Origin of the sequence: Cedecea sp. NFIX57, assembly GCF_900177785.1 — a bacterium.
Taxonomy (GTDB): domain Bacteria; phylum Pseudomonadota; class Gammaproteobacteria; order Enterobacterales; family Enterobacteriaceae; genus Cedecea; species Cedecea neteri_C.
Genome location: NZ_FXAS01000013.1, coordinates 22,014 through 44,646, shown reverse-complemented (window position 1 = coordinate 44,646; position 22,633 = coordinate 22,014). Strand labels below are relative to the sequence as shown.

The window sequence follows — 22,633 nt, the reverse complement described above, 5'->3', positions numbered from 1 at the left end:
TGAGAAAAAGGGCGCCCCTGGTGGAGCGCCCTTTTTGTTTAATAAAGCTCAGGGGCTTTAGGATCTGGCCCGAAGCGGTTGGTTGCCGGCGTGCCGTCCTGGCAGTTGAATGCCAGAATAATCAGCCAGCCAACAATCGGGATTAACAGCAGCAACAGCCACCAGGCTGAGCGGTCGGTGTCGTGCAGGCGACGAAACTGGACTGCCCAAAGCGGCAGGAAAACCAGAACGGTATAAATCGTGGTGAGCGCCCCTTCATCTTTGGCGATGTGCAGTCCAAGCATTTTATCCAGCACGCTCAGCACGCCCGCCGAACCCAATGTAATTTCTTAATACTTTGAAATACCAATCCATTTAAGGCCTGCCTTGATTATCCGACAATCACCTGAACGGTAAGCGATCGATTCAAGAATAGTCGTGAATGCATAGGCCGTAAATCGTTGTTGTGCTGAATATTCTTAACTCTTCCTAAACCGCTCATCTCGCCCGTGCGGCTCGTCTAAATCTTGAGCAGGGCCGATGGAAATAATGCCGGTTGGGTTGATCGTTTTGTGGCTGCGATAATAGTGAGTACGAATATGCGGGAAACTCACCGTTTCACGAATGCCGGGTATTTGATAAATATCGCGAAGGAAGCCGTAAAGATTAGGGTAGTCACTGATGCGGTATTTATCGCACTTAAAGTGGGTAACATAGACCGGGTCAAAACGGACCAGGGTCGTCCACAGGCGAATGTCTGCCTCGGTTAGCTGCGAACCGGTTAAGTAGCGATGCTGACCAAGAATCTGCTCCAGGCGCGCCAGGGAGACAAAGACTTTTTCAACGGCTTCATCGTAGGCTTCCTGAGAAGTGGCAAAGCCCGCTTTGTACACGCCGTTGTTCACCGTGTCATAAATCCAGCCGTTCAGCTCATCAATCTCGCTTTTGAGCTCTTCAGGATAATAATTTCCTGCTCGCGCACCGAGGGTATCAAAGGCCGTATTAAACATACGAATGATTTCTGCGGACTCGTTGCTGACGATTGTCTGATTTTTCTTATCCCAAAGTACAGGTACCGTCACGCGGCCGGTGTAATGGGGATCGGCCTGCAGATAAAGCTGATACAGGAAGTCATGGTGATAAAGCGTGTCGCCGGTAGCCTCCGGGAAATCCTCCGCGAACGTCCAGCCGTTTTGCAGCATCAGCGGGTTTAAGACGGAAACGGAGATAAAGGGCTCGAGGCCTTTCAGCTTACGTACAATCAGCGTGCGGTGCGCCCAGGGACAGGCGAGAGACACATACAGATGATAGCGGTCTTTCTCTGCGGCGAATCCTGCTTTGCCGGAGGGGCCCGCTGCGCCGTCGGCAGTCAGCCAGTTGCGAAAGGCGGATTCCGAACGTTTAAAGCGGCCGCCGGTCGATTTGGTGTCGTACCAGACGTCATGCCAGACGCCGTCGATGAGTTGTCCCATTTTTTCTCCTCCTCAATAGCAAAAAAGCGAAGACGGTGTCTTCGCTTTCTCGGTGTTCATCAGTATAGAACGCTTACCATTTTTTATTCAGGACGCGGTCAAGGCTGATTGCGCCTGGGCCGAAGACTGCCAGCAGCAGGTAGCCACCCGCAATGGTGAGGTTCTTCATAAACATAATGGAGTTCACGCCTTCCGCGAAGTTGCTGTGGAACAGGAACGCGGTCAGTACGGTAAACAGCGCGGTGATCAGCGCGGTTGTACGGGTCAGGAAACCGAACAGGATGGCCAGACCGCCGCCGAACTCAAGCAGAATGGTCAGCGGCAGTAGTGCACCCGGCACGCCCATGGCTTCCATGTACTGCTGTGTGCCTGCATAACCGGTGATTTTGCCCCAGCCTGCGGTAATAAACAGGATTGGCATCAGAATACGAGCAACCAGTACGCCAACATCTTCTAATTTTTTCATTTTACTCTCCAGCGGTTCTTCTTTTCCGGCTTACTCGGCCAGGGCTTAAAAGGTGCGCAAACTCCAGTAATTACCGATGTTTGCTGTCGATGGGGAGGATGATAGACGGGGTGGAAAAAGATTGTTAGCAAGGAAAACTGTCTAACTTCTTCAAATATCCTGAGGAAACTAAGTCAGGAAAGTAAAAATACCCGGTATTGAAGCGTCGGGGCAAAAATAAAAAAACACCGCCAGAGGCGGTGTTTCAAGGTTAACGCGAGGGGAGGTTCAGCGTATTACGAATAAGCCGCCAGGTGCTCCAGGCGCCAAATCCTCGTTTTGCCCAGCGCATAAATTTACCGGGATGCTTCACCGTCCAGATTGCCAACACGCTGCTGGCGATCATCGCGTAGCTACGCAGGCTGACTAAGGTATTCCAGCCGCGATCGTAGGGGCTGGTGACCTGCAGCCAGTCGCGTTTTGCGGCGCTGAGATCGAGCCGCTGCTGCTGAACCTGGCTGAGCAGATAGGCTTTACGTTTATCACGTTCTGCATCGCTCATCGCTTATCCTCTTCCAGCAGGGCCCTGTCGTTTTCCAGCTCGCGCCGAGTGTGGCGCAGCAGGGTTGATTGACGGGACTTTCGCAGCGTCCAGATTCCGCCGATCAATGCCAGCGACAGCAGGACGACCGTGGTAGCAATCATGGCGTTAAGACGATACTGCGGATCAACGGCCCAGATAACCAGCACCATCAGGCTCATTAAGCCAAAGGCGGCGAACAGCATGGTCAGGCCGAGCATCAGCAGCAGCTGGACGATATGTGCTTTTTCCTCTTCCAGCTCGACGACGGCAAGACGCACACGGGTTTCGACCATGCCGACCAGAATCGTCACCAGCCGCTGGCCAACGCCGAGCACGCTTTTGCCCGGCCCCTGGCTTTGGTGAGAATCCGCCATATTAGCGACGAGCCAGCAGCACACCCAGCACGACGCCGACCGCCGCACCAATGCCTACGCCGGTCCACGGGTTCTCGCGGACATAATCATCCGCTTTGGCAGCCGCTTCACGGGTCTGTTTGGCGATGGCTTCGCTGGTTTCACCCAGGCGATCGCGGCTCTCTTTTAGCGTTTTTTCCGCTTTGGCACGCAGCTTGTCCAGTTCAGTTTTTGACTTATCCGTGGACGCACTCAGGACTTCTTCAAGCGTATCTGCCAGGGATTTCAACTCAGCGCGTAAATGTTCTGACGTAGTATCTTTTGACATAGTTCTCTCCGAGTGTTTGAGATGGATCCTTAAAGTCTGCGACTACACAATCAGTAATCACGCTTCTCTAAAGCTTTGAGGCTATCTTCTGCTTCCGCAAGTTTCTTCTCGCGTTTGGTGATTTTTTCCGGGTCACCCTTCTGACGGGCTTCGATGAGATCGGCTTTACGCTCTTCGATTTCAGCTTTCTGCTTTGCGATTTTCTTTTGATGTTCAGCGCGCAGGCCTGCGTCGCTGCAGTTTTCACGCACTTCGCTCAGGGCCTTTTTCAGGCCATCAATACGGTGCTGGTTATTGTGTTTTTCCGCATAGCCAATCTCGCGTTGAATATCCTGCTCTTTTTCGCTGCACAAAGTATTTGCCTGTGCGGCGGAGGCGAGCGTGAGTAAAGCCAGTGCCAGTACGGTGCGGTAATTCATGGTTAAACCTTCCATTGTTTGTTAAGACGAATCATAAAAGTATCAGGCGATCATACTCCATGCGTCGTTCCATTGTGGTGAAAAACACTGATAAATAGCGATGAAAACGGGTAAAGCATAGTCATGAATCGGCTAAAAACCCAGAAGATGGTAGCAAATTCAGACTGAAGGAAAGGGATCAGCCGAGATGATTGTGGTCAGGGCGCAGAATAGAAAGCCAGGCCAGAGCGTCTTTGTCTCCATCCTGTTGAGCAATAACATATCCCTGGGGCAGCGTGCGGTTGAGGACTTCTTTTGCCGCCTCACTCTGTGCACTGGAATCAAACGTGACCAATAGGGTGTTATTGAGCGGCGTAATACTTTTAAAACGAATGCCGTTGGCATCCAGGTGGTGCCAGACATAGAAGCCGTCGGGAATACTCCCGCCCTGCCGTGAGGCACGGATCTCAAGGGTGGAATCCTTATTCTGCATGCCGGACCACACCATCAGCGACGCAATGGACAGGGCACCAACAAGCAGCGCCGCCCTCAGGCGGCGAGTGAAAGCTAATTTCATCGAATTCCTCTAGCGACTTTGGCTACGTTTTTTACGCCAAAGCACGATTAACGAACCGACCAGACCGATAACCAGGAGCACCACTGGGATCAGCATCAGGCACGACATCAAAGCGTCTTCGTACTTAAGGAAGACCGGTGTTTTGCCCAGCAAATACCCCAGGGTGGTCAGAATCAATATCCACAGCAGGCCGCTCATCCAGTTGAAGAACTGAAAGCGTGCGCTATTAAGACCCGATAATCCGGCAATAGTTGGTAGCAGGGTACGAACAAAAGCAATAAAGCGCCCAATGAGCAACGCAGACAGCCCATGTTTATGGAAAAGCTGGTGTGAACGCTGGTGATAATGGGCCGGCAGGTGTGACAGCCAGTTTTGGACGAGGCGGGTATTTCCCAGCCAGCGCCCCTGGATATAACCCAGCCAGCTGCCGAGGCTTGCGGCGATGGTCAGCAGTGCGACGGTTTCGGGAAAACCCATTGCGCCTTTAGCAATGAGAACGCCAACCAGCACGAGCAAACTGTCGCCGGGTAAGAACGCCGCCGGCAGTATGCCGTTCTCAAGAAATAAAATCATGAACAGTACAAAATAGAGCATGCCAATCATCGACGGATTGGCGAGTGTTTCAAAATCCTGGCTCCAGAGTGCGGAGAGCAGTTGAGTCAGTAGTTCCATTCAGGGTTCCTGGCACTTCGTTTAGGTCGCCGGTGTAAACGGATGAGCAGAATGCAGCATGGTTGTTATTATCATTTGCTGGCTACAACTCACCGCCCGCGCCGCTGAGTCGAAACAACATGACCTGAAACGACAGCGAGGGGGCATAAAACCCACACAGACGGTGAAATTGCATCTAATTGTAACAAAACTACGCGTTATACGTCACAGTATTTGCAGTTCGTTGAGCAATGATTTTGCTTACTGGGGGAGAGGCTGGCGAGGGTATTTACAAACGCTGACACTATTTATGGTTTGCTTACCCTCGGCGGGAAAAATGACTATTTTTGACCGTTTGCGGCTGTATCAAGGTGAATGACCGGATTTTCTGCAAAGAAATAGCGGTCGGCATTGAATTCAAAATCATCGCTGGTGGCGTTAAATAGCATTTGGCGAGTGTTTTCAAGATGTTGCCACATTGCCAGTTTTGCGGCGTGAGGATCTTTACGTATCAGGGCTTTAAGAATCTGATCGTGATCATCGCACCAGTTGTCGACCGGCCGCATATCGATGTGTTCGTGCAGTTTCTTCCAGTACGGGTTGTAAATGCGGTGGCTCCACATTTTTTCAACGATGGTCGCCAGTGCGCCGTTTTGTGTCGCCAGCGCAACCTGGACGTGAAACTGAAGATCCCACTCAGAATCACGGTAAGTTTGCTCTTTTCGCGCTTTTCCCTGGATCTCCATCAGTTTCACAATATCTTGCTTGGTGACCTGGGTGGCGGCGAATTCCGCGATATTACTTTCGATAAGCTGTCTCGCCTGCAGCAGCTCGAAAGGGCCATAATTGGCAAACTCAAAGCGCTCATCCGGCACGGTCATGTATTTTGCCTGGTTAGACATGACGTGAATGCCTGAACCCTTGCGAACTTCAACGTAGCCTTCCACTTCCAGCATGATGATCGCTTCACGAACGACGGTACGGCTGACGTTTTTTTCTTCGGCGATAAACCGCTCCGCAGGCAGTTTTTCCCCGACCTGATAAACACCGGTTTCAATACGTTGTTTTAATTCGGCGGCAAGCTGCTGATAAAGGCGGCGGGGTTCTAAGGCATCCATAAGTTGCTCCGGAAGAGGGGGGGTAAGTGAATAAATTTGTTATACCACTTTTCCCGGTGACGCTCTAGCAACCAACGTGAGAATTGCCGCCCGAAGGCGGCAGCTTTACATCAGGACTCTGTCACGACAGCCGGAGCGGGAGCAACGGCCACGAGTTCGCTGGCAGGCTGGTTTTTCAGCACCGTCCAGATAACAATCGCGCCGAGAAGATCGAACACAGCAAGCGCCGCGAAAAGCGGGCTGAAGCCCATTGTGTCGGCCAGAGCACCGACAACCAGGGCAAACAAGGTACTGGCGGTCCAGGCTGCCATGCCAGTCAGTCCGTTCGCCGTGGCGACTTCGTTCCGGCCAAAAACGTCGGAAGAAAGCGTTATTAATGCCCCGGACAGGGCCTGATGAGCAAACCCACCCACGCAGAGCAAGGCAATCGCCACGTAAGGGCTGGTAAACAGGCCTATCGTGCCAGGCCCAATCATCAGGATGGCCCCCATAGTGACCACCAGCTTGCGCGAAACAATCAGGTTAACGCCAAACCAGCGCTGGAACAGCGGCGGTAAATAGCCCCCAAGAATGCAGCCAAAATCGGCGAACAGCATGGGCATCCACGCGAACATCGCGATCTCTTTCAGGTTGAAGCCGTAGGCTTTAAACATGAACAGCGGGATCCAGGCATTGAACGTGCCCCACGCGGGCTCAGCGAGGAAGCGCGGTAAGGCGATACCCCAGAACTGGCGGTTACGCAGGATTTTCCACGCCGACATCTTTTTCGTGTTATCGGTCTGGTGCTGGGCTTCCTGGCCGCTAATGATGTACTCGCGTTCTTCGCTGGTGAGTTTTTTCTGGTCGCGGGGGTTTTTGTAGAACCACAGCCAGATCATGGCCCAGATAAAGCTAAGTGCGCCGGTTATCATGAACGCCATCTGCCAGCTATGCATCACAATGGCCCAGACCACCAGCGGGGGGGCAATCATGGCTCCAATGGAAGAGCCGACGTTGAAATACCCCACCGCAATAGAGCGCTCTTTGGCGGGGAACCACTCGCTGCTGGCCTTTAGCCCTGCGGGGATCATCGCCGCTTCGGCGGCACCGACTGCGCCACGGGCAAGAGCGAGACCTCCCCAACTGCCCGCCAGTGCGGTTGCGCCACAGAAAATAGCCCAGGCGACGGCGAACACCGCGTAGCCTACTTTGGTGCCCAGCACGTCAAGCAGGTAGCCCGCGACAGGCTGCATAACGGTATAACAAGCTGAATAGGCGGCGATGATCCACGAGTATTGCTGCGTGGTGATATTCAGTTCGCTCATCAGCGTGGGAGCCGCGACGGCCACCGTGTTGCGGGTCAGATAGCCCAGCACGGTGCCCAGCGTCACCAGCGCTATCATGTACCAGCGTAAACCTTTTATTTTTCGCATTTCTAACCCCATCCCGTCTTTATTGTGAACGTTGTTTCCGATAAATCGGTTTCCGTTCCTGCTCTTGTCACCCATGGGCCGCGGCAAGCGTTGCCCGGCAAGAGGTACTGCGACGGTTTGAACGATAACTTGTCATACACCTTTATAAGTTGAGTGATATCACAAAAGCATTTTCACGTAACGTTGGGCTATATCTTGCTCTCAGGTCAGTATCGACGCGGGATTTAGTCCGTTCTATGCACATGAAGATGGAATTTATGTGTTTGTTTTGTGACCACTGACGCAAATTTGAGGTCTTTGCATAAAAATTGGTGTGATAACTTTGTGCCATAATGATGCGAATACATAGCACCGTTATCTGCAGAGGAAATCTCCTATGACCCCTTTTATGACTGATGACTTTCTCCTTGATACTGAAGTTTCCCGCCGTCTGTACCATGACTACGCAAAATCACAGCCCATTTTTGACTACCACTGTCATCTGCCGCCGCAGCAAATTGCCGACAACTATCGCTTTAAAAACCTGTATGACATCTGGCTGAAAGGGGATCACTACAAGTGGCGTGCGATGCGGACTAACGGCGTGGCTGAGCGGCTTTGCACCGGTGATGCCAGCGACCGTGAAAAGTTTGACGCCTGGGCTGCCACCGTGCCGCACACCCTCGGCAACCCTCTTTATCACTGGACGCACCTGGAGCTGCGCCGCCCGTTTGGCATTACCGGCAAGTTACTCTCGCCGGCAACGGGCGAGGAAATCTGGCAGCAATGCAACGCCTTGCTGGAGCAAGATTCGTTCACCGCCCGCGGCATCATGCAGCAGATGAACGTGAAAATGGTCGGCACCACTGACGATCCGGTGGACTCTCTGGCGCACCACGCCGCCGTGGCCAAAGACGGCAGCTTCGACATCAAAGTGCTGCCGAGCTGGCGGCCGGACAAAGCCTTTAATATCGAACAGGCGACGTTTACCGACTATATTTCGACGCTGGCCGCCGTGTCTGATACCGACATCCGCCGTTTTAGCGATCTCCAGGCGGCGCTGAGCAAAAGGCTCGATCATTTTGCTGCCCACGGTTGCAAGGTGGCCGATCACGCGCTTGATGTGGTGGTCTTTGCCGAAGCGGATGAAACAACGCTGGATGCCATTCTTGCCCGTCGCCTGGCGGGTGGTGCGGTTAACGATACCGAAGTCGCGCAGTTTAAAACGGCGGTGCTGGCCTGGCTTGGCACGGAATACGCCCGTCGCGGCTGGGTGCAGCAGTACCACATCGGCGCGCTGCGCAACAATAACCAGCGCCAGTTCCGCCTGCTGGGGCCGGACGTTGGCTTTGATTCCATCAACGATCGCCCGCTGGCTGAGCCGCTGTCGAAACTGTTAAGCAAGCAAAATGAAGAGAACCTGCTGCCGAAAACCATTCTCTACTGCCTCAATCCTCGGGATAACGAGGTGATTGGCACGATGGTCGGTAACTTCCAGGGCGAAGGGATGCCAGGCAAAATGCAGTTTGGCTCCGGCTGGTGGTTTAACGATCAGAAAGACGGCATGGAGCGGCAAATGACTCAGCTCGCCCAGCTTGGGGTGCTGAGCCGCTTTGTCGGTATGTTGACCGACAGCCGCAGTTTCCTCTCCTACACGCGCCACGAATATTTCCGTCGCATTTTGTGCCGCATGCTTGGTCACTGGGTTCAGGCGGGCGAAGTGCCTGAAGATATGCCGCTGCTGGGGGAGATGGTGAAAAATATCTGCTTCAACAACGCCCGCGACTACTTTGCTATTGAGCTGAACTGAGGCCGCGATGCGATATATCAGGATCCATGCGCTGGATAACGTTGCTGTCGCGCTGGTCGACCTGGCGGAAGGCGAAGAGGTAGGCACTCCGCCGGAAGCTTTCAGGCTACGCCAGCCGGTCGCGCGGGGCCACAAGTTTGCGCTCCAGGCGATTTCCGAAGGCGCAAACGTCGTGAAGTATGGCTTGCCTATTGGCCACACGCTTTGCCATGTTGCCGCAGGTGAACATCTTCATTCCCATAACCTGCGCACCAACCTTAATGACGTCGATGAATACCGTTATCAGCCGGAAGTCGTGCCAGCGGCGAAGCCTTTTGGCGACCGGGAAGTCAACATCTATCGCCGCAGCAACGGCGCAGTCGGCATTCGTAACGAGTTATGGATCCTGCCGACCGTTGGCTGCGTGAACGGCATGGCTCGCCAGATGCTGAGCCGCTTCCTGCAGGAAACCAATAACGCCCCGGGTATCGACGGAGCCTGGCTGTTCAGCCACCAGTTTGGCTGTTCCCAATTGGGGGACGACCATCTCAACACCCGCACCATGCTGCAAAATATGGTGCATCACCCGAACGCGGGCGCGGTGCTGGTGGTGGGGCTGGGCTGTGAGAACAATCAGATCAGTGCATTCCGAGAAACCTTAGGGGAGTACGACTCCGAACGCGTCCATTTCATGGCGCTTCAGCAGCAGGACGATGAGGTTGAAGCCGGGCTTGAGCATCTCCACGCCTTGTATGAAATCATGCGCCACGACAGGCGTGAACCGGGCAAACTGAGTGAGCTGAAATTCGGACTGGAATGCGGCGGCTCGGACGGCCTCTCCGGTATTACCGCCAACCCGATGCTGGGCCGATTCTCTGACTATATGGTGGCGAACGGTGGTACCACGGTGCTGACGGAAGTGCCGGAAATGTTCGGCGCGGAGCGGCTGTTGATGAGCCATTGTCGGGACGAAGCTACGTTTGAAAAAACGGTAGCGATGGTTAACGACTTCAAACGCTACTTCATCGAACACCAGCAGCCCATCTACGAGAATCCGTCGCCGGGGAATAAAGCGGGCGGGATCACCACGCTTGAGGAGAAATCCCTCGGCTGTACGCAAAAAGCCGGTGAAAGCCCGGTGGTTGATGTCCTTCGCTACGGTGAAAGGCTAAAACAGGCCGGTTTAAACCTGCTGAGTGCGCCCGGCAACGATGCGGTCGCCACCAGCGCGCTGGCGGGAGCTGGCTGCCATATGGTGCTGTTCAGCACCGGGCGAGGGACGCCGTATGGTGGCTTTGTGCCGACGCTAAAAATTGCTACCAATAGCGAGTTAGCCGCGAAGAAACCACACTGGATAGACTTTGACGCGGGCAGGCTGCTGCATGGCAGCACGATGCCCGAGCTGCTGGCGCAGTTTATTGAGACGATCGTGGAGAAAGTGAATGGTGCGCCAACCTGCAACGAGAAAAATGATTTTCGCGAGCTGGCGCTGTTTAAAAGTGGCGTTACGTTGTGAATGCCTTCTCTAATCTATCCCCTCTCCCTTTTAGGGAGAGGGTTAGGGTGAGGGTAAAAACCAGAAACGATGCTGCAGTTTAAGTCAGTGCCGAACACCCAGCAGGGCTCGTTAATATTAACCGCGTAACAAATCGGCCTTCGCCAGACGAGCATCTTCTGCCTGGCAAACGGCGGCAGTAAAGATAACGTCGGTAGAAGAGTTCAATGCGGTTTCGCAGGAATCCTGCAACACGCCAATGATAAAGCCGACCGCCACCACCTGCATGGCAATCTCGTTCGGTATGCCGAACATGCCGCAGGCCAGTGGGATCAGCAGCAGCGAACCGCCCGCCACGCCCGAAGCCCCACAGGCGCAAAGTGAAGCCACCACGCTCAGCAGCAACGCAGTCGGCAGATCCACCGGCACGCCCAGGGTATGAACGGCCGCCAGCGTCAGCACCGTAATGGTGATGGCCGCTCCGGCCATATTGATCGTTGCCCCCAGCGGAATCGACACCGAATAAGTATCGCGATCCAGGTTCATCTTCTGGCACATGCTCATGTTAACCGGAATATTCGCCGCGGAGCTGCGGGTAAAGAATGCGGTCACGCCGCTTTCGCGCAGGCAGGTCAGCACCAGCGGGTACGGGTTACGGCGAGTGGTAATAAACACTAGCAGCGGGTTGATGATCAGCGCCACGCCGAACATACAGCCCAGCAGCACCAGCAGCAGTTGGGCATAGCTCCAGAGCGTGGAGAAACCGGTGGTGGCAAGCGTGGAGGCGACCAGGCCAAAGATGCCGATAGGGGCGAAGCGGATCACCACCTTCACGATAAAGGTCACCGCGTCAGACAGGTCATTCACCAGGTTTTTAGTGGTTTCGTTCCCGTGGCGCAGCGCAAAGCCGAGGCCTACTGCCCACACCAGAATACCGATGTAGTTAGCGTTCAGCAGGGCGTGTATCGGGTTGGCAATAGTGCTCATCAGCAGGCCGTGAATCACTTCGACGATACCTGAAGGTGGCGAAATATCCGTGGCGCTGCTGGTCAGGTGGAGCGTGGAAGGGAACATAAAGCTAACGACGACGGCGGTCAGCGCGGCGGAGAAGGTGCCCAGCAAATACAGCACCAGGATAGGGCGAATATTGGTTTTTTGGCCGTGCTGGTGGTTAGCAATGGAGGCTATTACCAACGTGAGTACCAGCACCGGCGCCACGGCTTTCAATGCGCCAACGAACAGCGTGCCGAGCAGGCCGGTTGCGATAGCGGCAGGTTTTGAGACCAGCGCGAGCAGAATGCCCAGCACCAGACCAACGAGAATTTGTTTTACGAGGCTGCCGCGGGCAATGCGCTGCAGTAGTCCAGAAGCTTGCGAACTCATGAATACCTTCCTGTGTTTCAGTGATGTCGTGCTGTGCCGCGTGCGTAGTGAGCTACGTCTTTGCGGTTGTAAGAAAATGTGTTTGCCCGGTGAGTATAAGGAAAAGCGGGGAAGGAAAAAGCATTTCAAGCTGGAATTGCGTTAAGTGTTAGATTTCGCAACTGATCATTAACATTCATGTGACATATTCAGCAATTTGATGCGATGGCAGATTGCCAGAACGTAAAAGGGGCATTACGCCCCTTTTACGTTTTCGAACGGTGGATTACTCAGCCGACTTCTTCTGGTCGTTACGGTGGTTAACCCAGGCGTTGATAATCAGCGTTCCTGCCAGGATACCGCCCACCACGCCCAGCGAAACGGCGATAGGAATATGGTAGAAATCGACGATCAGCATCTTGATACCGATAAACACCAGGATCACTGACAGACCATATTTCAGCATCGAGAAACGCTCTGCCACACCCGCCAACAGGAAGTACATGGCGCGCAGGCCGAGGATCGCGAACAGATTCGACGTCAGCACAATGAACGGGTCGGTGGTCACCGCGAAGATTGCCGGAATGCTATCTACCGCGAAAATCACGTCGCTCAGCTCGACCAGAATCAACACCAGCAGCAGCGGTGTCGCGTACAGCAGGCCGTTCTGACGCACGAAGAAGCGCTCGTTCTCAATTTTGTCCGTCATGCGCAGGTGGCCGCGCAGCCAGCGAACCAGCGGCTTATCGCCGATACCGGTATCGTCCTCTTTTGCGAGCGCCATTTTCACACCGGTGAAGAGCAGGAAAGCGCCGAACACATACAGCAGCCATTCGAACTGGGTAATCAGCCAGCTGCCGCCGAAGATCATGATGGTTCTGAGAATGATGGCGCCCAGCACGCCGTAAACCAGCACACGTCGCTGCAGCGCGGCAGGCACGGCAAAGTAGCTGAACAGCATCAGCCAGACGAAGACGTTATCGACCGCCAGCGCTTTTTCAATCAGGTAACCGGTGAGGAAGGCCAGCGCCTGAGTATCGGCGACTTCACGGCCAGCAGTGCCGCTGAGATACCACCAGAAAGCGAGGTTAAACAGCAGGGAAAGTGAAACCCAGACCAGCGACCAGACGGCCGCCTGTTTCATTGACATGGTGTGCGAGCCGCGGCGGCCCTGAACCAGCAGATCGATCGCCAGCATGATGGCGACCACGACGGCGAAGCTGCCCCAGAGCAGCGGGGTACCGACAGTATGCATAATGAGATTCCTTGAAAACAAAAACGGCCAACATCAGAAGACGCCAGCCGCTTTCGCTTGCAACAGGGATCTCGCCTTCCGGCAAGGTCTCACTTACGACGTTTTCACGTCGCCCGGCAACCGGATGCTTGCGCATCGTAATGACGATTAACCGGCAATGAAGTTACTCCCCTTTGCAGGTAACAAAATATGACAGCGCGTTGCTGACGTCAATTGTCTTCCCGCTAAAGTTTACACAGATTTACGCGTTTACTCGCTGAACAGTACTGAAGTCTGTAATGCAACGCGCGCAACCCCTTCAGCATCGGCCGCCGGGTTGGTGATCAGCGCGGTGATGTCCGCCCAGTCGCAGATCTTAAACAGGCTGCTGCGCTGGAACTTGGTGTGATCGCCGAGAATGTATTTCTTTTCGGCATGGGCAATGATCGTCTTATCCACAAAGGCGTCAGACGAAGAGGGCGTCGAAGGCCCGCTCAGATTGCTAAAGCCGTCGGTGCCTAGGAAGCACATGTCGACCTTCACATCCTGAATCATCGACACCGCCCAGCCGCCAAATACCGACGAGCTTTTCTTACGCAGCTCGCCGCCGAACAGGAATACCTGGTTGTCCGACTGCAGCAGTACGCTGGCAACGGGCAGTGAATCGGTGAAGATCTTAAAGCCCGATCTCAGGCTTAGCAGGTTGGCCAGTTCCAGCGTGCTGCTGCCGGTGCCCACGATCATCGAGCTGCCCGCAGGAATCAGCTCCAGCGCTTTTTTAGCGATCGCTTTCTTGTAGCTGATGTTCTCTTTTTCACGCACGTGGAACGGGTTTTCGATAGCGCCCTGCTTCAGCGTGGCGCCGCCGTGGCTTTTAATCAGCAGCCCTTTTTGCTCCAGATAAGTGAGATCTTTGCGGATCGTTTCGTAGGTCACGTCGTATTGCTTTGCCAGCTTGCTGACATACACGGTGCCTTCGGTGACCAGCTCTTCAAAAATCAGCTTTCGCCTCTCATCAATCAGCAACATTTCGATCCTCGTAAGTGGCCAGCCGGAGACGGGCGCGTAAAAAATGATATGGCTCAATCATATATGTTGCTCTACGAAGCTTGCAATATATCGGGTTTGTTTTGATTGGTAATGCTTGTATTTTAAGGCATGCAAGCCTGGATTCTACTCGATTAAAATGCCTGGTAGCGGCGTAATGAGTGCTTTTTTTGCGATATAAACATCATTTTGTTTGTTTTTATTGGTTTTTAATTTCATTAAAATCAATTTGTTATGATTTTTGTGATTTAAATCACAATTGACAACCAATATTTGCCAACTTAATAATTGGCTTATGTTGAGGTTGCAGAGTGAAATGAAGATGAAAACCAAAATTGCTATCGCTTGTGATGATATTGGCTTTGAACGCAAAGAGGCGATCAAACGCTACCTGGAAGAGGAGAAACTGGCCGAAGTGGTCTTTGATCCGGTGAAAACGCCGCAGGATGGGGTAAACACCTTCGCCTCTCTGGCGAATGAAATGGCGGAATTGATCCAGAAAGATGCCTGTCGGTTGGGAATTTACATTTGCGGCACCGGCATCGGCTTCACATGCCAGGCCAACAAACACTGGGGGATCCGTGCGGTGGCGGTGACCAACCCTTACTCAGCCAAACGGGCGCGGTTAAGCAACAATGCGCAAATCATCGGCCTGGGTTGCCGGGTTAACGATCTCGAATACACCAAAATGATCGTCGACGCCTGGTATGACAACGCGTTTGATTTTGCCTCCGCCCGTGAAAACTCAAAGAAAAACCTGCTGGAAGCCGAACGCAGCGATAACGCTTTACTGACCAGGCCGTCGTTTGTTGCCTGGAACATGGGCTTCAAACCCGATACTGACAACCCTGGGACACGCTAATCATGGAAATGATAACGCAATTTATCAATGATTTAGGGAACTTCATTTTTATCCCGGTGATTTTCCTCGGGCTAATGGCGCTGCTCGGGCGCCCGCTGTCGGAATGTATTTCATCGGCGATCAAGGTCGGGATCGGTTTTATCGCCCTGACCATGACCATCAAATTTATGCTGGAGAAGATGCAGCCTGCGGTCACGGGCCTGGCTGAGGCCACCGGCTCATCGCTCAGCGCCATTGACGTGGGCGGGGCCGCCACCGCAGTGATGGGCTTCGGCTCCAGCATGGGGGCGATCATTATTCCACTTTGCGTGGCGGTCAACGTCATCATGCTGATTGCTCGCCTGACCGACTGCGTCAACGTGGATGTTTTCAACCTGCACCAAAATGCCTCAATGGGCGCGATTGTTGCGGCTTACTCCGGCAACTTCTTCTACGGCGTACTAACTGCCGCGCTGTTCCACGTTTGGGCGCTGATCGCCGCGGATATCGGCGCGAAGAATAACGAACAGTTCTTTAATCTGCCAAAAGGTGTGGCGATTTCACACCCGGTGGCAAACACCTACCTGCTGTTCGCTTATCCCTTTAACTGGGTTTACGACCGTATTCCCGGCTTCCGTAACCTGAATGTGACCGCCGAATCCATCCAGAAGCGCTTTGGCGTGCTGGGCGACCCAACGATTGTCGGCTTTATTATTGGCATTCTGTTGGGCTTCTGCGGCTACGGCTGGGAAAGCCCGTATCACACCATCATCGCCAGCCTGCAACTGGGGATGTACCTGGCCGCCGTGATGCTGCTGCTGCCGCGCATGACCTCCATCATGATGGAAGGGCTGGTGCCGCTCTCTAACGTCGCGCGTAAAAAACTGGTCAAACGCTTCCCGAACCGCGAAATCACGGTGGGCATGGATACGGCGCTTATCGTCGGTCACCCTTCGGTCATCGCCCCGGCGCTGCTGCTGATCCCGGTGATTGTCATTCTGGCGGTGATCCTGCCGGGCAACCGCGTAATGCCGCTTGGCGACCTGTCGCAGTTTGTGTTTTTCATCGCCTGCATGGTGCCGGTATTTAAAGGCAACATTATCCGCACCTGGGTGACTTCCATCTTCCTGTTTGGTGGCGGCCTGTACATTGCGTCCTGGATGGCGCCGGCGACCAACGAAGTGTTCCAGAAATTCGGCACCAACCCGGATGCCAGCGTGATGTACACCTCCCTGAACCCGTCAGCGAACCCGTTCACCGGCCTGTTCGCTGCCATGAGCCACGTCGGCATCGTCGGTTACGCGCTGGTTGGCGTGCTGTTGATTTCGGTGGGCTATTTGCTGAAACAGAAATCCCGTCGCCAGCTTCAGGCGGGCGCAGAATAAACAGTTAAAAACTGGAGATAACCAATGAAAAAGATCCTCGTTGTTTGCGGGAACGGTATTGCCTCTTCGTCCATCATGGTTTCCATCCTTCAGGACTTCCTGAAAGAAGAACGCATGGACGCGCAGGTGGATAAATCCTCCCTGATGGCCTGTACAGCCGACACGTTTAACAGCTACGACCTGGTGGTTTCCTCCACCAAGCTGGATAACCCGGAAATCACTACCCGCGTCATTGTGGGGGCTGGGCTGCTCACGGGCCTTGGCGAAGATGAAATTTTCGCGGCAGTAAAAGAAGAGCTGGAAAAACAGGACGCATGATGAAGTTTGAAATTCTGGTCAATGACGTTGGGCAGGAGATTGCCACCTGGGAACAGGCGATTACCTTTGCTGGAAACCAACTGCTCGAGCGCTGGTACATTCAGCCGGAGTACATCGCCGCCTGCCTGACCCGCGAAAAAAGCTACCCAACCGGGCTGATGATGGCTAACGGCGAAGGGCTCGCCATCCCCCATGCGGATTACCAACTGGTCAATACCAACAGCATTAGCATCGTGCGGTTTGCAAAACCCGTCGCGTTTGGTCAGATGGAAGATGCGGATCTCACGGTGGAGTGCGGCGCGCTGTTTAACCTCGCTTTCGCGACCAGCGATCAACATATGGCTATTCTGCGCAGGCTGTTTACGCTGTTCCAGGAAGTGGAGTTTGTCAGCCGCTGCCGAACGCTTGACGAGCAGGCGACCGTCGCTTTTATTAAGCAGCAGCTCAACATCGAGTAATTTAAGGGGCGCGTGCACCCCAAAAAGGTAACCCGTGTGATGACGAATCTTGCAAAGATAGTGAAGGAAATTACCGCGCTGCAGCAGGCGATTGACGAAACGCAACTCCAGGCGCTGGTGGAGGAGATCAAACCGGCGAGTCACATTTTTCTTGCGGGAGCAGGGCGCTCGGGGCTGATGATCAATGCCTTTGCCAATCGGCTGATGCATCTGGGTTTTTCGGTAAGCGTTATCGGCGAAATCAGTTCCCCGCACTCGAAACCGGGCGATCTGATGATCGTTGGCTCAGGCTCGGGCGAGACGCAGCGTCTGGTCAATCAGGCGAAGATCGCGCGGCAGAACCAGGTTCGGCTGGCGCTGATCACCTGCAGCGCGGGTTCTACGCTTGAGCAGCTTGCAGATTGTGTTGTCACGCTTCCTGCCGGGGCGGGATCTGAGCAGCCGATGGGCACGCTGTTTGAACAGGCTTCGCTGCTGGTTTATGACAGCATAGTGCTGACCTTGATGAACGATCTGGGGGAAAGTGGGCCAGGCATGAAGCGGCGCCACGCCGATATTGAGTAAAAAAAAACGGCTGAATTATCAGCCGTTTTTCCATTATGCCGTGGCCTGCTGGCCCACGTCGTCCGCCGGGAACTTCACCCCGGTCTGGCGGCGGATCTCAGTCGCCAGCGCTGAGGTGATGCGCGATGTCACCAGCCCGGCGTGATTAACCTCATTTTCTTCCACCAGGCGCGCGAACGTCTCCGCTTCGTACAGCATGGTGTTGATATGCTGCGGCAGACTCAGATCCTGCGGTTTGCCGCCGCGTGGGATAAACGTCACCCGCTGGCATTCAGAGATTTTTTCGATCACCAGCGATCCGGCTTCACCCTGAATTTCGCTTGGGATCGTCGAGTCGCTCACTTTGGAATGCAGCAGGGTCACGTCAAAATCGCCGTAGTGCAGCTGCACTGTGCCGTGCGCGTCTACGCCGCTGTCCAGCAGGGAAGCCGTTGCGTGAACGGCTTGCGGCTCGCCCCACAATGCCGCCGCCGAGGCCAGCACGTAGAAACCGATGTCCATGATCGAGCCGTTAGAAAACGCCGGATTAAAGGTGTTCGGGTTTTCACCGTCCAGGTAACGCTGGTAGCGGGAAGAGTACTGGCAGTAGTTGAGCAGCACCTTGCGAATTTTCCCCACCTTCGGCAGCGCCTGCTGTAGGGCAATAAAGTTCGGCAGGCTGGCGGTTTTAAACGCCTCGAACAGCACCACCTGATTTTCGCGGGCGCAGGCGATGGCCGCTTCAACTTCGGCCAGATTAGACGCCAGCGGCTTCTCGCAAATAACGTGTTTTTTGTGGCTCAGGAACAGCAGGCTCTGCGGGCCGTGCAGTGAGTTCGGGCTGGCGATATACACCGCGTCGATAACATCGCTCTTCGCCAGCTCATCCAGCGAAGTAAACAGATGTTCCACCGGATAATCGTTGGCGAAGCTTTGCGCCTGTTCGAGGCTGCGGGAATACACCGCAGTCAGCTTATATTTGCCGCTCTCATGGGCGGCATCCACGAACTGGCGGGTGATCCAGTTGGTTCCAATCACAGCGAAACGTATCATAAACGGGTGCGTTCTCCGGAAGTCGATAATCAATAAATCGGGGCTTTATCAAGCCGCGCCGTTAAGCGCCAGCTGGGTAAGCCAAAGTCGTGTATCGAATTCTAACTGGTGATACTGCGGTTCCATATGACAGCACAAGGAGTAAAACGCTTTGTTGTGATCCTTCTCCTTAAGATGCGCCAGCTCGTGAACCACAATCATGCGTAAAAAAGCTTCTGGGGCGGTGCGAAACACGGTCGCCACACGAATCTCCGCCTTAGCTTTTAATTTGTTGCCCTGCACGCGAGAAATCGCGGTATGCAGCCCCAGCGCGTTATTCAGCACGTGGATCTTATTGTCATAAGCGACTTTATTTATCGGGGGCGCATTGCGCAGAAACTGGTTTTTCAACTCCTGAGTGTAAGCATAAAGCGCTTTATCGGTCGCGATGTTGTGCCCCTGCGGGTAGCGTTTTTCCAGCACCGCGCCCAGGCGCTGCTCGCTAATCAGGCTGCGCACCTGCGAGAGCAAATGCTCCGGATAGCCGCTTAAATAAATCAGTTCGCTCATGCTTGTCTCAGGTTGAAGGAAAAAAAGGTATACTCTCGCCCCCGCTATGGGGATATCACCAAACTTTACCATCCAGGAGGGCCGATGAGCCAATTAGACAACGGTTTTCGTTCACTGACGCTGAAGCGTTTTCCGGAAACGGACGACGTAAACCCGCTGCAGGCGTGGGAAGCGGCAGATGAATACCTGTTGCAGCAGGTAGACGAACTTGAGCCAGTCGGCCCCGTTCTTGTTTTTAACGATACCTTCGGCGCGCTGGCCTGCGTGCTGGCCGAACACAAGCCTTACAGCATTGGCGACTCGTACTTAAGCGAGCTGGCCACGCGTGAAAACCTGCGCGAGAACGAAATCCCGGAAAACAGCGTCACCTTCCTCGACAGCACCGCGGCTTACCCGCAGGCGCCGGGGCTGGTGCTGATTAAAATTCCTAAAACTCTGGCCCTGCTTGAGCAGCAGCTGCGTGCGCTGCGCAAAGTCGTGACGCCGGAAACCCGCATCATTGCGGGCGCGAAAGCGCGGGATATTCACAACTCGACGCTGGAGCTGTTTGAAAAGATTTTAGGGCCAACCACGACCACGCTGGCGTGGAAAAAAGCGCGTCTGATTAACCCAACCTTCACCCAACCGGAGCTGGCGGATGTGCCGGAAACGTTGAGCTGGAAGCTGGACGGCACCGAGTGGACGATTCACAATCACGCCAACGTTTTCTCCCGCACCGGGCTGGATATCGGCGCGCGTTTCTTCCTCGAAAGTCTGCCGTCGGATCTGGAAGGCGAGATCGTCGATCTGGGCTGCGGTAACGGCGTGATTGGCCTGACTCTGCTGGAGAAAAACCCGCTGGCGCAGGTGGTGTTTGTGGATGAATCGCCGATGGCGGTGGCTTCCGCGCGCCTGAACGTTGAAACCAACCTGCCGGGTGACATCGACCGCTGTGAGTTTATGATTAACAACGCGCTGTCCGGCGTGGAGCCTTTCCGCTTTAACGCCGTACTGTGCAACCCGCCGTTCCACCAGCAGCATGCCCTGACGGACCAGATCGCGTGGGAGATGTTCCACCACGCTCGCCGCTGCCTGAAAATCAACGGCGAGCTGTACATTGTGGCCAACCGCCACCTCGACTACTTCCGCAAGCTGAAGAAGATCTTCGGTAACTGCACCACGGTGGCAACGAACAACAAGTTTGTGGTGCTGAAAGCCGTGAAGTTAGGTCGTCGCCGCTAAATCTCCAGCGCTAAACGGGTGCCCTGCGCAATCGCGCGTCGGGCATCCAGCTCCATTGCCACATCGGCCCCGCCAATCAAATGCACGGTTTTGCCCATAGCCTGTAAAGGCTCAGCCAGCTCGCGGCGCGGATTCTGCCCGGCGCAAATAATCACGTTATCCACATCCAGCAGCTGTGGCTCCCCGCCCACGGTGATATGTAGCCCGGCATCATCAATGCGATCGTAGCTCACGCCAGCCATCATTTTCACGCCACGCGCGGCAAGCGTAGTGCGGTGGATCCAGCCCGTCGTTTTGCCCAGGCCTTCCCCCGGCTTGCTGGTTTTACGCTGCAGCAGGAAGATAGTGCGCGGGCTTTTATGCAGATGCGGCCCTTCCGGGCGCAGGCCACCTGACGTTTGCAGGCTGGTATCAATCCCCCATTCCACGCAGAACTCGGCGATGCTTTGGCTGGTGGACGCCCCTTCCTGGCTCAGGTACATCGAAGTATCAAACCCTATCCCGCCCGCGCCAATCACCGCCACGCGTTCGCCCACCGGGGCTTTGTCGCGCAGCACATCAACATAGCTCAGTACCTTCGGATGCCCGATGCCGTCAATCTCCGGCAGGCGCGGCTCAATCCCGCAGGCCAGAATCACTTCGTCGTAGTCGTGCAGCATCTCCGGGGTAACGTACTGATTCAGGCGAACGTCCACGCCGGTGAGGGCCAGCTTCCGGCGGTAGTAGCGCAGCGTTTCGAAAAATTCTTCTTTGCCGGGGATCTGTTTGGCGATATTAAACTGCCCGCCGATCTCCGCCGCAGCGTCAAACAGCGTGACGCTATGGCCGCGTCCGGCGGCGTTGACCGCAAAAGCCAGCCCGGCGGGGCCAGCACCTACCACCGCAAGGCGCTTCGGTTGTGAAACGGGTACAACCGGCATTTTGGTTTCATGGCAGGCGCGCGGGTTGACGAGGCAAGAGGTGACTTTGCCCACGAAGATCTGATCCAGGCAGGCCTGGTTACAGCCGATGCAGGTATTAATTTCATCGGCGCGATTCGCAGCGGCCTTAGAAACAAACTCGGCGTCAGCCAGGAAAGGGCGCGCCATCGACACCATATCGGCATCGCCGTCGGCCAGGATCTGCTCGGCGGTTTCCGGGGTGTTGATGCGGTTGGTGGTCACCAGCGGCAGCGCGACGTGGCCTCTCAGTTTTTGGGTTACCCAGCTAAACGCGCCGCGCGGCACGGAGGTCGCGATGGTAGGAATACGGGCTTCGTGCCAGCCGATGCCGGTATTAATCAGCGTCGCACCTGCTTTTTCTATCGCTTTGGCGAGCGTGACCGCCTGCTCAAAGTTGCCGCCGCCTTCGACGAGGTCGAGCAGCGACAGGCGGTAAATAATAATAAATTCTTTGCCAACGCGAGCCCTTACGGCGCGAACAACTTCAACGGCAAAGCGCATTCTGCGTTCGTAGTCTCCGCCCCATTCATCGTCGCGCTGATTGGTCCGGGCGGCCAAAAACTGGTTAATCAGGTAGCCTTCTGAGCCCATGATTTCCACGCCGTCATACCCGGCGTCACGCGCCAGACTTGCACAATGGGCAAAGTCCTCAATCAGCGTTAACACTTCTTCGTGGCTCAGCTCGTGGGGTTTAAACGGGTTGATCGGCGCCTGAATGGCCGACGGAGCGACCAGCTTCGGCTGGTAGCTGTAGCGCCCGGTATGCAGGATCTGCAGGGCAATCTTGCCGCCTTCGCGGTGAACTGCATCAGTCACAATCTGATGATGCGCCAGCTGGCTTTTGTCGTTCAGCACCGCGCCGTGGGCAACGGTCACGCCGGAAGCCGACGGGGCGATCCCGCCGGTGACAATCAGCGCCACGCCGTGCCGGGCACGTTCGGCATAGAAAGCGGCAAGGCGCTCAGCGCCATCCGGCAGCTCTTCCAGCCCGGTGTGCATCGAGCCCATCAGCACGCGGTTTTTCAAAGTGGTGAAGCCAAGATCCAGCGGGGTAAGCAGCGACGAGTAGCTCATAATCGGTTCCAGTTTGTAAAATTATTGT

The 22,633-nt window shown here is 54.9% G+C and carries 24 protein-coding genes and 1 pseudogene; 8 read left to right on the top strand and 17 right to left on the bottom strand.

Going from position 1 to position 22,633, the window contains the following annotated elements; translation table 11 throughout:
• Positions 1 to 38: 38 nt before the first annotated feature.
• From B9Y90_RS12895 to B9Y90_RS12845, 11 genes and pseudogenes are all read right to left on the bottom strand, one after another.
• Positions 39 to 354, bottom strand: a pseudogene (locus tag B9Y90_RS12895) (DUF805 domain-containing protein).
• 104 nt (positions 355 to 458) lie between these two features.
• The gene (locus B9Y90_RS12890) at positions 459 to 1,451 is read right to left on the bottom strand and encodes a glutathione S-transferase family protein (RefSeq protein ID WP_085541455.1); all 993 of its coding nucleotides are present in this window, start codon (positions 1,449 to 1,451) and stop codon (positions 459 to 461) included.
• 73 nt (positions 1,452 to 1,524) lie between these two features.
• Positions 1,525 to 1,917: a DoxX family protein gene (locus tag B9Y90_RS12885; protein ID WP_039289778.1), complete on the bottom strand. Its 393-nt coding sequence runs from the start codon at positions 1,915 to 1,917 to the stop codon at positions 1,525 to 1,527.
• Positions 1,918 to 2,167: 250 nt separating this feature from the next.
• Entirely contained in the window at positions 2,168 to 2,458 is a 291-nt protein-coding gene (locus B9Y90_RS12880; RefSeq protein ID WP_039289781.1) for a YqjK-like family protein, read from the bottom strand.
• The gene (locus B9Y90_RS12875) at positions 2,455 to 2,853 is read right to left on the bottom strand and encodes a phage holin family protein (protein ID WP_085541454.1); all 399 of its coding nucleotides are present in this window, start codon (positions 2,851 to 2,853) and stop codon (positions 2,455 to 2,457) included. The genes B9Y90_RS12880 and B9Y90_RS12875 overlap by 4 nt, the downstream gene beginning before the upstream one ends.
• 1 nt (position 2,854) lies before the next feature.
• Positions 2,855 to 3,160, bottom strand: coding sequence for an ElaB/YgaM/YqjD family protein (locus tag B9Y90_RS12870; protein ID WP_008460461.1), 306 nt, complete (start codon positions 3,158 to 3,160; stop codon positions 2,855 to 2,857).
• Positions 3,161 to 3,210: 50 nt separating this feature from the next.
• Positions 3,211 to 3,579, bottom strand: a complete 369-nt coding sequence (locus tag B9Y90_RS12865) for a DUF1090 domain-containing protein (protein WP_039289788.1) — start codon at positions 3,577 to 3,579, stop codon at positions 3,211 to 3,213.
• 178 nt (positions 3,580 to 3,757) lie between these two features.
• The gene (mzrA, locus tag B9Y90_RS12860) at positions 3,758 to 4,135 is read right to left on the bottom strand and encodes an EnvZ/OmpR regulon moderator MzrA (RefSeq protein ID WP_085541453.1); all 378 of its coding nucleotides are present in this window, start codon (positions 4,133 to 4,135) and stop codon (positions 3,758 to 3,760) included.
• 9 nt (positions 4,136 to 4,144) lie between these two features.
• A complete protein-coding gene (yqjA, locus tag B9Y90_RS12855; RefSeq protein ID WP_039289794.1) occupies positions 4,145 to 4,807 on the bottom strand; it encodes a DedA family general envelope maintenance protein YqjA in 663 nt (220 codons plus the stop codon).
• Positions 4,808 to 5,127: 320 nt separating this feature from the next.
• On the bottom strand, positions 5,128 to 5,904 hold the full coding sequence (exuR, locus tag B9Y90_RS12850; RefSeq protein ID WP_085541452.1) for a transcriptional regulator ExuR: 777 nt from the start codon (positions 5,902 to 5,904) through the stop codon (positions 5,128 to 5,130).
• A 110-nt stretch (positions 5,905 to 6,014) separates the two neighbouring features.
• Positions 6,015 to 7,316, bottom strand: a complete 1,302-nt coding sequence (locus tag B9Y90_RS12845) for an MFS transporter (RefSeq protein WP_085541451.1) — start codon at positions 7,314 to 7,316, stop codon at positions 6,015 to 6,017.
• 376 nt (positions 7,317 to 7,692) lie between these two features.
• On the opposite strand from B9Y90_RS12845, the gene uxaC reads away from it, so the two are divergent.
• Both uxaC and B9Y90_RS12835 read left to right on the top strand, forming a co-directional pair.
• Entirely contained in the window at positions 7,693 to 9,105 is a 1,413-nt protein-coding gene (gene uxaC, locus B9Y90_RS12840) for a glucuronate isomerase (RefSeq protein ID WP_085541450.1), read from the top strand.
• A gap of 7 nt (positions 9,106 to 9,112) precedes the next feature.
• Entirely contained in the window at positions 9,113 to 10,600 is a 1,488-nt protein-coding gene (locus tag B9Y90_RS12835) for a UxaA family hydrolase (RefSeq protein WP_085541449.1), read from the top strand.
• A gap of 117 nt (positions 10,601 to 10,717) precedes the next feature.
• Here B9Y90_RS12835 and sstT read toward each other — a convergent pair whose 3' ends face one another.
• The 3 genes from sstT to B9Y90_RS12820 all read right to left on the bottom strand — a co-directional run bounded on the left by sstT (position 10,718) and on the right by B9Y90_RS12820 (position 14,204).
• A complete protein-coding gene (gene sstT / locus B9Y90_RS12830) occupies positions 10,718 to 11,962 on the bottom strand; it encodes a serine/threonine transporter SstT (RefSeq protein WP_085541448.1) in 1,245 nt (414 codons plus the stop codon).
• A 265-nt stretch (positions 11,963 to 12,227) separates the two neighbouring features.
• Positions 12,228 to 13,196, bottom strand: coding sequence for a TerC family protein (locus B9Y90_RS12825; protein ID WP_085541447.1), 969 nt, complete (start codon positions 13,194 to 13,196; stop codon positions 12,228 to 12,230).
• A 249-nt stretch (positions 13,197 to 13,445) separates the two neighbouring features.
• Positions 13,446 to 14,204 (bottom strand): DeoR/GlpR family DNA-binding transcription regulator, encoded by a 759-nt coding sequence (locus B9Y90_RS12820; RefSeq protein WP_085541446.1) that lies wholly within the window; start codon positions 14,202 to 14,204, stop codon positions 13,446 to 13,448.
• Between the two features lie 340 nt (positions 14,205 to 14,544).
• Between B9Y90_RS12820 and B9Y90_RS12815 the strand changes: the two genes are divergently transcribed.
• The 5 genes from B9Y90_RS12815 to hxlB are packed head-to-tail and all read left to right on the top strand — an operon-like array spanning position 14,545 to position 17,788.
• The gene (locus B9Y90_RS12815; RefSeq protein WP_085541508.1) at positions 14,545 to 15,084 is read left to right on the top strand and encodes an RpiB/LacA/LacB family sugar-phosphate isomerase; all 540 of its coding nucleotides are present in this window, start codon (positions 14,545 to 14,547) and stop codon (positions 15,082 to 15,084) included.
• Positions 15,085 to 15,086: 2 nt separating this feature from the next.
• Positions 15,087 to 16,448 (top strand): PTS galactitol transporter subunit IIC, encoded by a 1,362-nt coding sequence (locus B9Y90_RS12810; RefSeq protein ID WP_039289816.1) that lies wholly within the window; start codon positions 15,087 to 15,089, stop codon positions 16,446 to 16,448.
• A gap of 24 nt (positions 16,449 to 16,472) precedes the next feature.
• Positions 16,473 to 16,766, top strand: coding sequence for a PTS sugar transporter subunit IIB (locus B9Y90_RS12805; protein ID WP_039289819.1), 294 nt, complete (start codon positions 16,473 to 16,475; stop codon positions 16,764 to 16,766).
• A complete protein-coding gene (locus B9Y90_RS12800; protein ID WP_085541445.1) occupies positions 16,766 to 17,224 on the top strand; it encodes a PTS sugar transporter subunit IIA in 459 nt (152 codons plus the stop codon). The genes B9Y90_RS12805 and B9Y90_RS12800 overlap by 1 nt, the downstream gene beginning before the upstream one ends.
• Positions 17,225 to 17,263: 39 nt before the next feature.
• Complete coding sequence (gene hxlB / locus B9Y90_RS12795; protein ID WP_085541444.1) at positions 17,264 to 17,788, top strand: 6-phospho-3-hexuloisomerase; 525 nt, start codon at positions 17,264 to 17,266, stop codon at positions 17,786 to 17,788.
• Between the two features lie 33 nt (positions 17,789 to 17,821).
• Here hxlB and B9Y90_RS12790 read toward each other — a convergent pair whose 3' ends face one another.
• A complete protein-coding gene (locus B9Y90_RS12790) occupies positions 17,822 to 18,820 on the bottom strand; it encodes a Gfo/Idh/MocA family protein (RefSeq protein ID WP_085541443.1) in 999 nt (332 codons plus the stop codon).
• A gap of 48 nt (positions 18,821 to 18,868) precedes the next feature.
• Positions 18,869 to 19,369, bottom strand: coding sequence for a M48 metallopeptidase family protein (locus B9Y90_RS12785; RefSeq protein WP_085541442.1), 501 nt, complete (start codon positions 19,367 to 19,369; stop codon positions 18,869 to 18,871).
• Between the two features lie 84 nt (positions 19,370 to 19,453).
• Here B9Y90_RS12785 and rlmG point away from each other — a divergent pair, with 84 nt between their 5' ends.
• Positions 19,454 to 20,590 (top strand): 23S rRNA (guanine(1835)-N(2))-methyltransferase RlmG, encoded by a 1,137-nt coding sequence (gene rlmG / locus B9Y90_RS12780; protein WP_085541441.1) that lies wholly within the window; start codon positions 19,454 to 19,456, stop codon positions 20,588 to 20,590.
• Here rlmG and B9Y90_RS12775 read toward each other — a convergent pair.
• Entirely contained in the window at positions 20,587 to 22,605 is a 2,019-nt protein-coding gene (locus B9Y90_RS12775) for an NADPH-dependent 2,4-dienoyl-CoA reductase (protein ID WP_085541440.1), read from the bottom strand. The genes rlmG and B9Y90_RS12775 overlap by 4 nt on opposite strands.
• Positions 22,606 to 22,633 lie beyond the last annotated feature (28 nt).

Excerpts from the sequence above, each read along its gene's own strand:
- B9Y90_RS12890 (WP_085541455.1), bottom strand. The coding sequence starts at position 1,451 with ATGGGACAACTCATCGACGGCGTCTGGCATGACGTCTGGTACGACACC.
- B9Y90_RS12885 (WP_039289778.1), bottom strand. The coding sequence starts at position 1,917 with ATGAAAAAATTAGAAGATGTTGGCGTACTGGTTGCTCGTATTCTGATG.
- B9Y90_RS12880 (WP_039289781.1), bottom strand. The coding sequence starts at position 2,458 with ATGAGCGATGCAGAACGTGATAAACGTAAAGCCTATCTGCTCAGCCAG.
- B9Y90_RS12875 (WP_085541454.1), bottom strand. The coding sequence starts at position 2,853 with ATGGCGGATTCTCACCAAAGCCAGGGGCCGGGCAAAAGCGTGCTCGGC.
- B9Y90_RS12870 (WP_008460461.1), bottom strand. The coding sequence starts at position 3,160 with ATGTCAAAAGATACTACGTCAGAACATTTACGCGCTGAGTTGAAATCC.
- B9Y90_RS12865 (WP_039289788.1), bottom strand. The coding sequence starts at position 3,579 with ATGAATTACCGCACCGTACTGGCACTGGCTTTACTCACGCTCGCCTCC.
- mzrA (WP_085541453.1), bottom strand. The coding sequence starts at position 4,135 with ATGAAATTAGCTTTCACTCGCCGCCTGAGGGCGGCGCTGCTTGTTGGT.
- yqjA (WP_039289794.1), bottom strand. The coding sequence starts at position 4,807 with ATGGAACTACTGACTCAACTGCTCTCCGCACTCTGGAGCCAGGATTTT.
- exuR (WP_085541452.1), bottom strand. The coding sequence starts at position 5,904 with ATGGATGCCTTAGAACCCCGCCGCCTTTATCAGCAGCTTGCCGCCGAA.
- B9Y90_RS12845 (WP_085541451.1), bottom strand. The coding sequence starts at position 7,316 with ATGCGAAAAATAAAAGGTTTACGCTGGTACATGATAGCGCTGGTGACG.
- uxaC (WP_085541450.1), top strand. The coding sequence starts at position 7,693 with ATGACCCCTTTTATGACTGATGACTTTCTCCTTGATACTGAAGTTTCC.
- B9Y90_RS12835 (WP_085541449.1), top strand. The coding sequence starts at position 9,113 with ATGCGATATATCAGGATCCATGCGCTGGATAACGTTGCTGTCGCGCTG.
- sstT (WP_085541448.1), bottom strand. The coding sequence starts at position 11,962 with ATGAGTTCGCAAGCTTCTGGACTACTGCAGCGCATTGCCCGCGGCAGC.
- B9Y90_RS12825 (WP_085541447.1), bottom strand. The coding sequence starts at position 13,196 with ATGCATACTGTCGGTACCCCGCTGCTCTGGGGCAGCTTCGCCGTCGTG.
- B9Y90_RS12820 (WP_085541446.1), bottom strand. The coding sequence starts at position 14,204 with ATGTTGCTGATTGATGAGAGGCGAAAGCTGATTTTTGAAGAGCTGGTC.
- B9Y90_RS12815 (WP_085541508.1), top strand. The coding sequence starts at position 14,545 with ATGAAAACCAAAATTGCTATCGCTTGTGATGATATTGGCTTTGAACGC.
- B9Y90_RS12810 (WP_039289816.1), top strand. The coding sequence starts at position 15,087 with ATGGAAATGATAACGCAATTTATCAATGATTTAGGGAACTTCATTTTT.
- B9Y90_RS12805 (WP_039289819.1), top strand. The coding sequence starts at position 16,473 with ATGAAAAAGATCCTCGTTGTTTGCGGGAACGGTATTGCCTCTTCGTCC.
- B9Y90_RS12800 (WP_085541445.1), top strand. The coding sequence starts at position 16,766 with ATGAAGTTTGAAATTCTGGTCAATGACGTTGGGCAGGAGATTGCCACC.
- hxlB (WP_085541444.1), top strand. The coding sequence starts at position 17,264 with ATGACGAATCTTGCAAAGATAGTGAAGGAAATTACCGCGCTGCAGCAG.
- B9Y90_RS12790 (WP_085541443.1), bottom strand. The coding sequence starts at position 18,820 with ATGATACGTTTCGCTGTGATTGGAACCAACTGGATCACCCGCCAGTTC.
- B9Y90_RS12785 (WP_085541442.1), bottom strand. The coding sequence starts at position 19,369 with ATGAGCGAACTGATTTATTTAAGCGGCTATCCGGAGCATTTGCTCTCG.
- rlmG (WP_085541441.1), top strand. The coding sequence starts at position 19,454 with ATGAGCCAATTAGACAACGGTTTTCGTTCACTGACGCTGAAGCGTTTT.
- B9Y90_RS12775 (WP_085541440.1), bottom strand. The coding sequence starts at position 22,605 with ATGAGCTACTCGTCGCTGCTTACCCCGCTGGATCTTGGCTTCACCACT.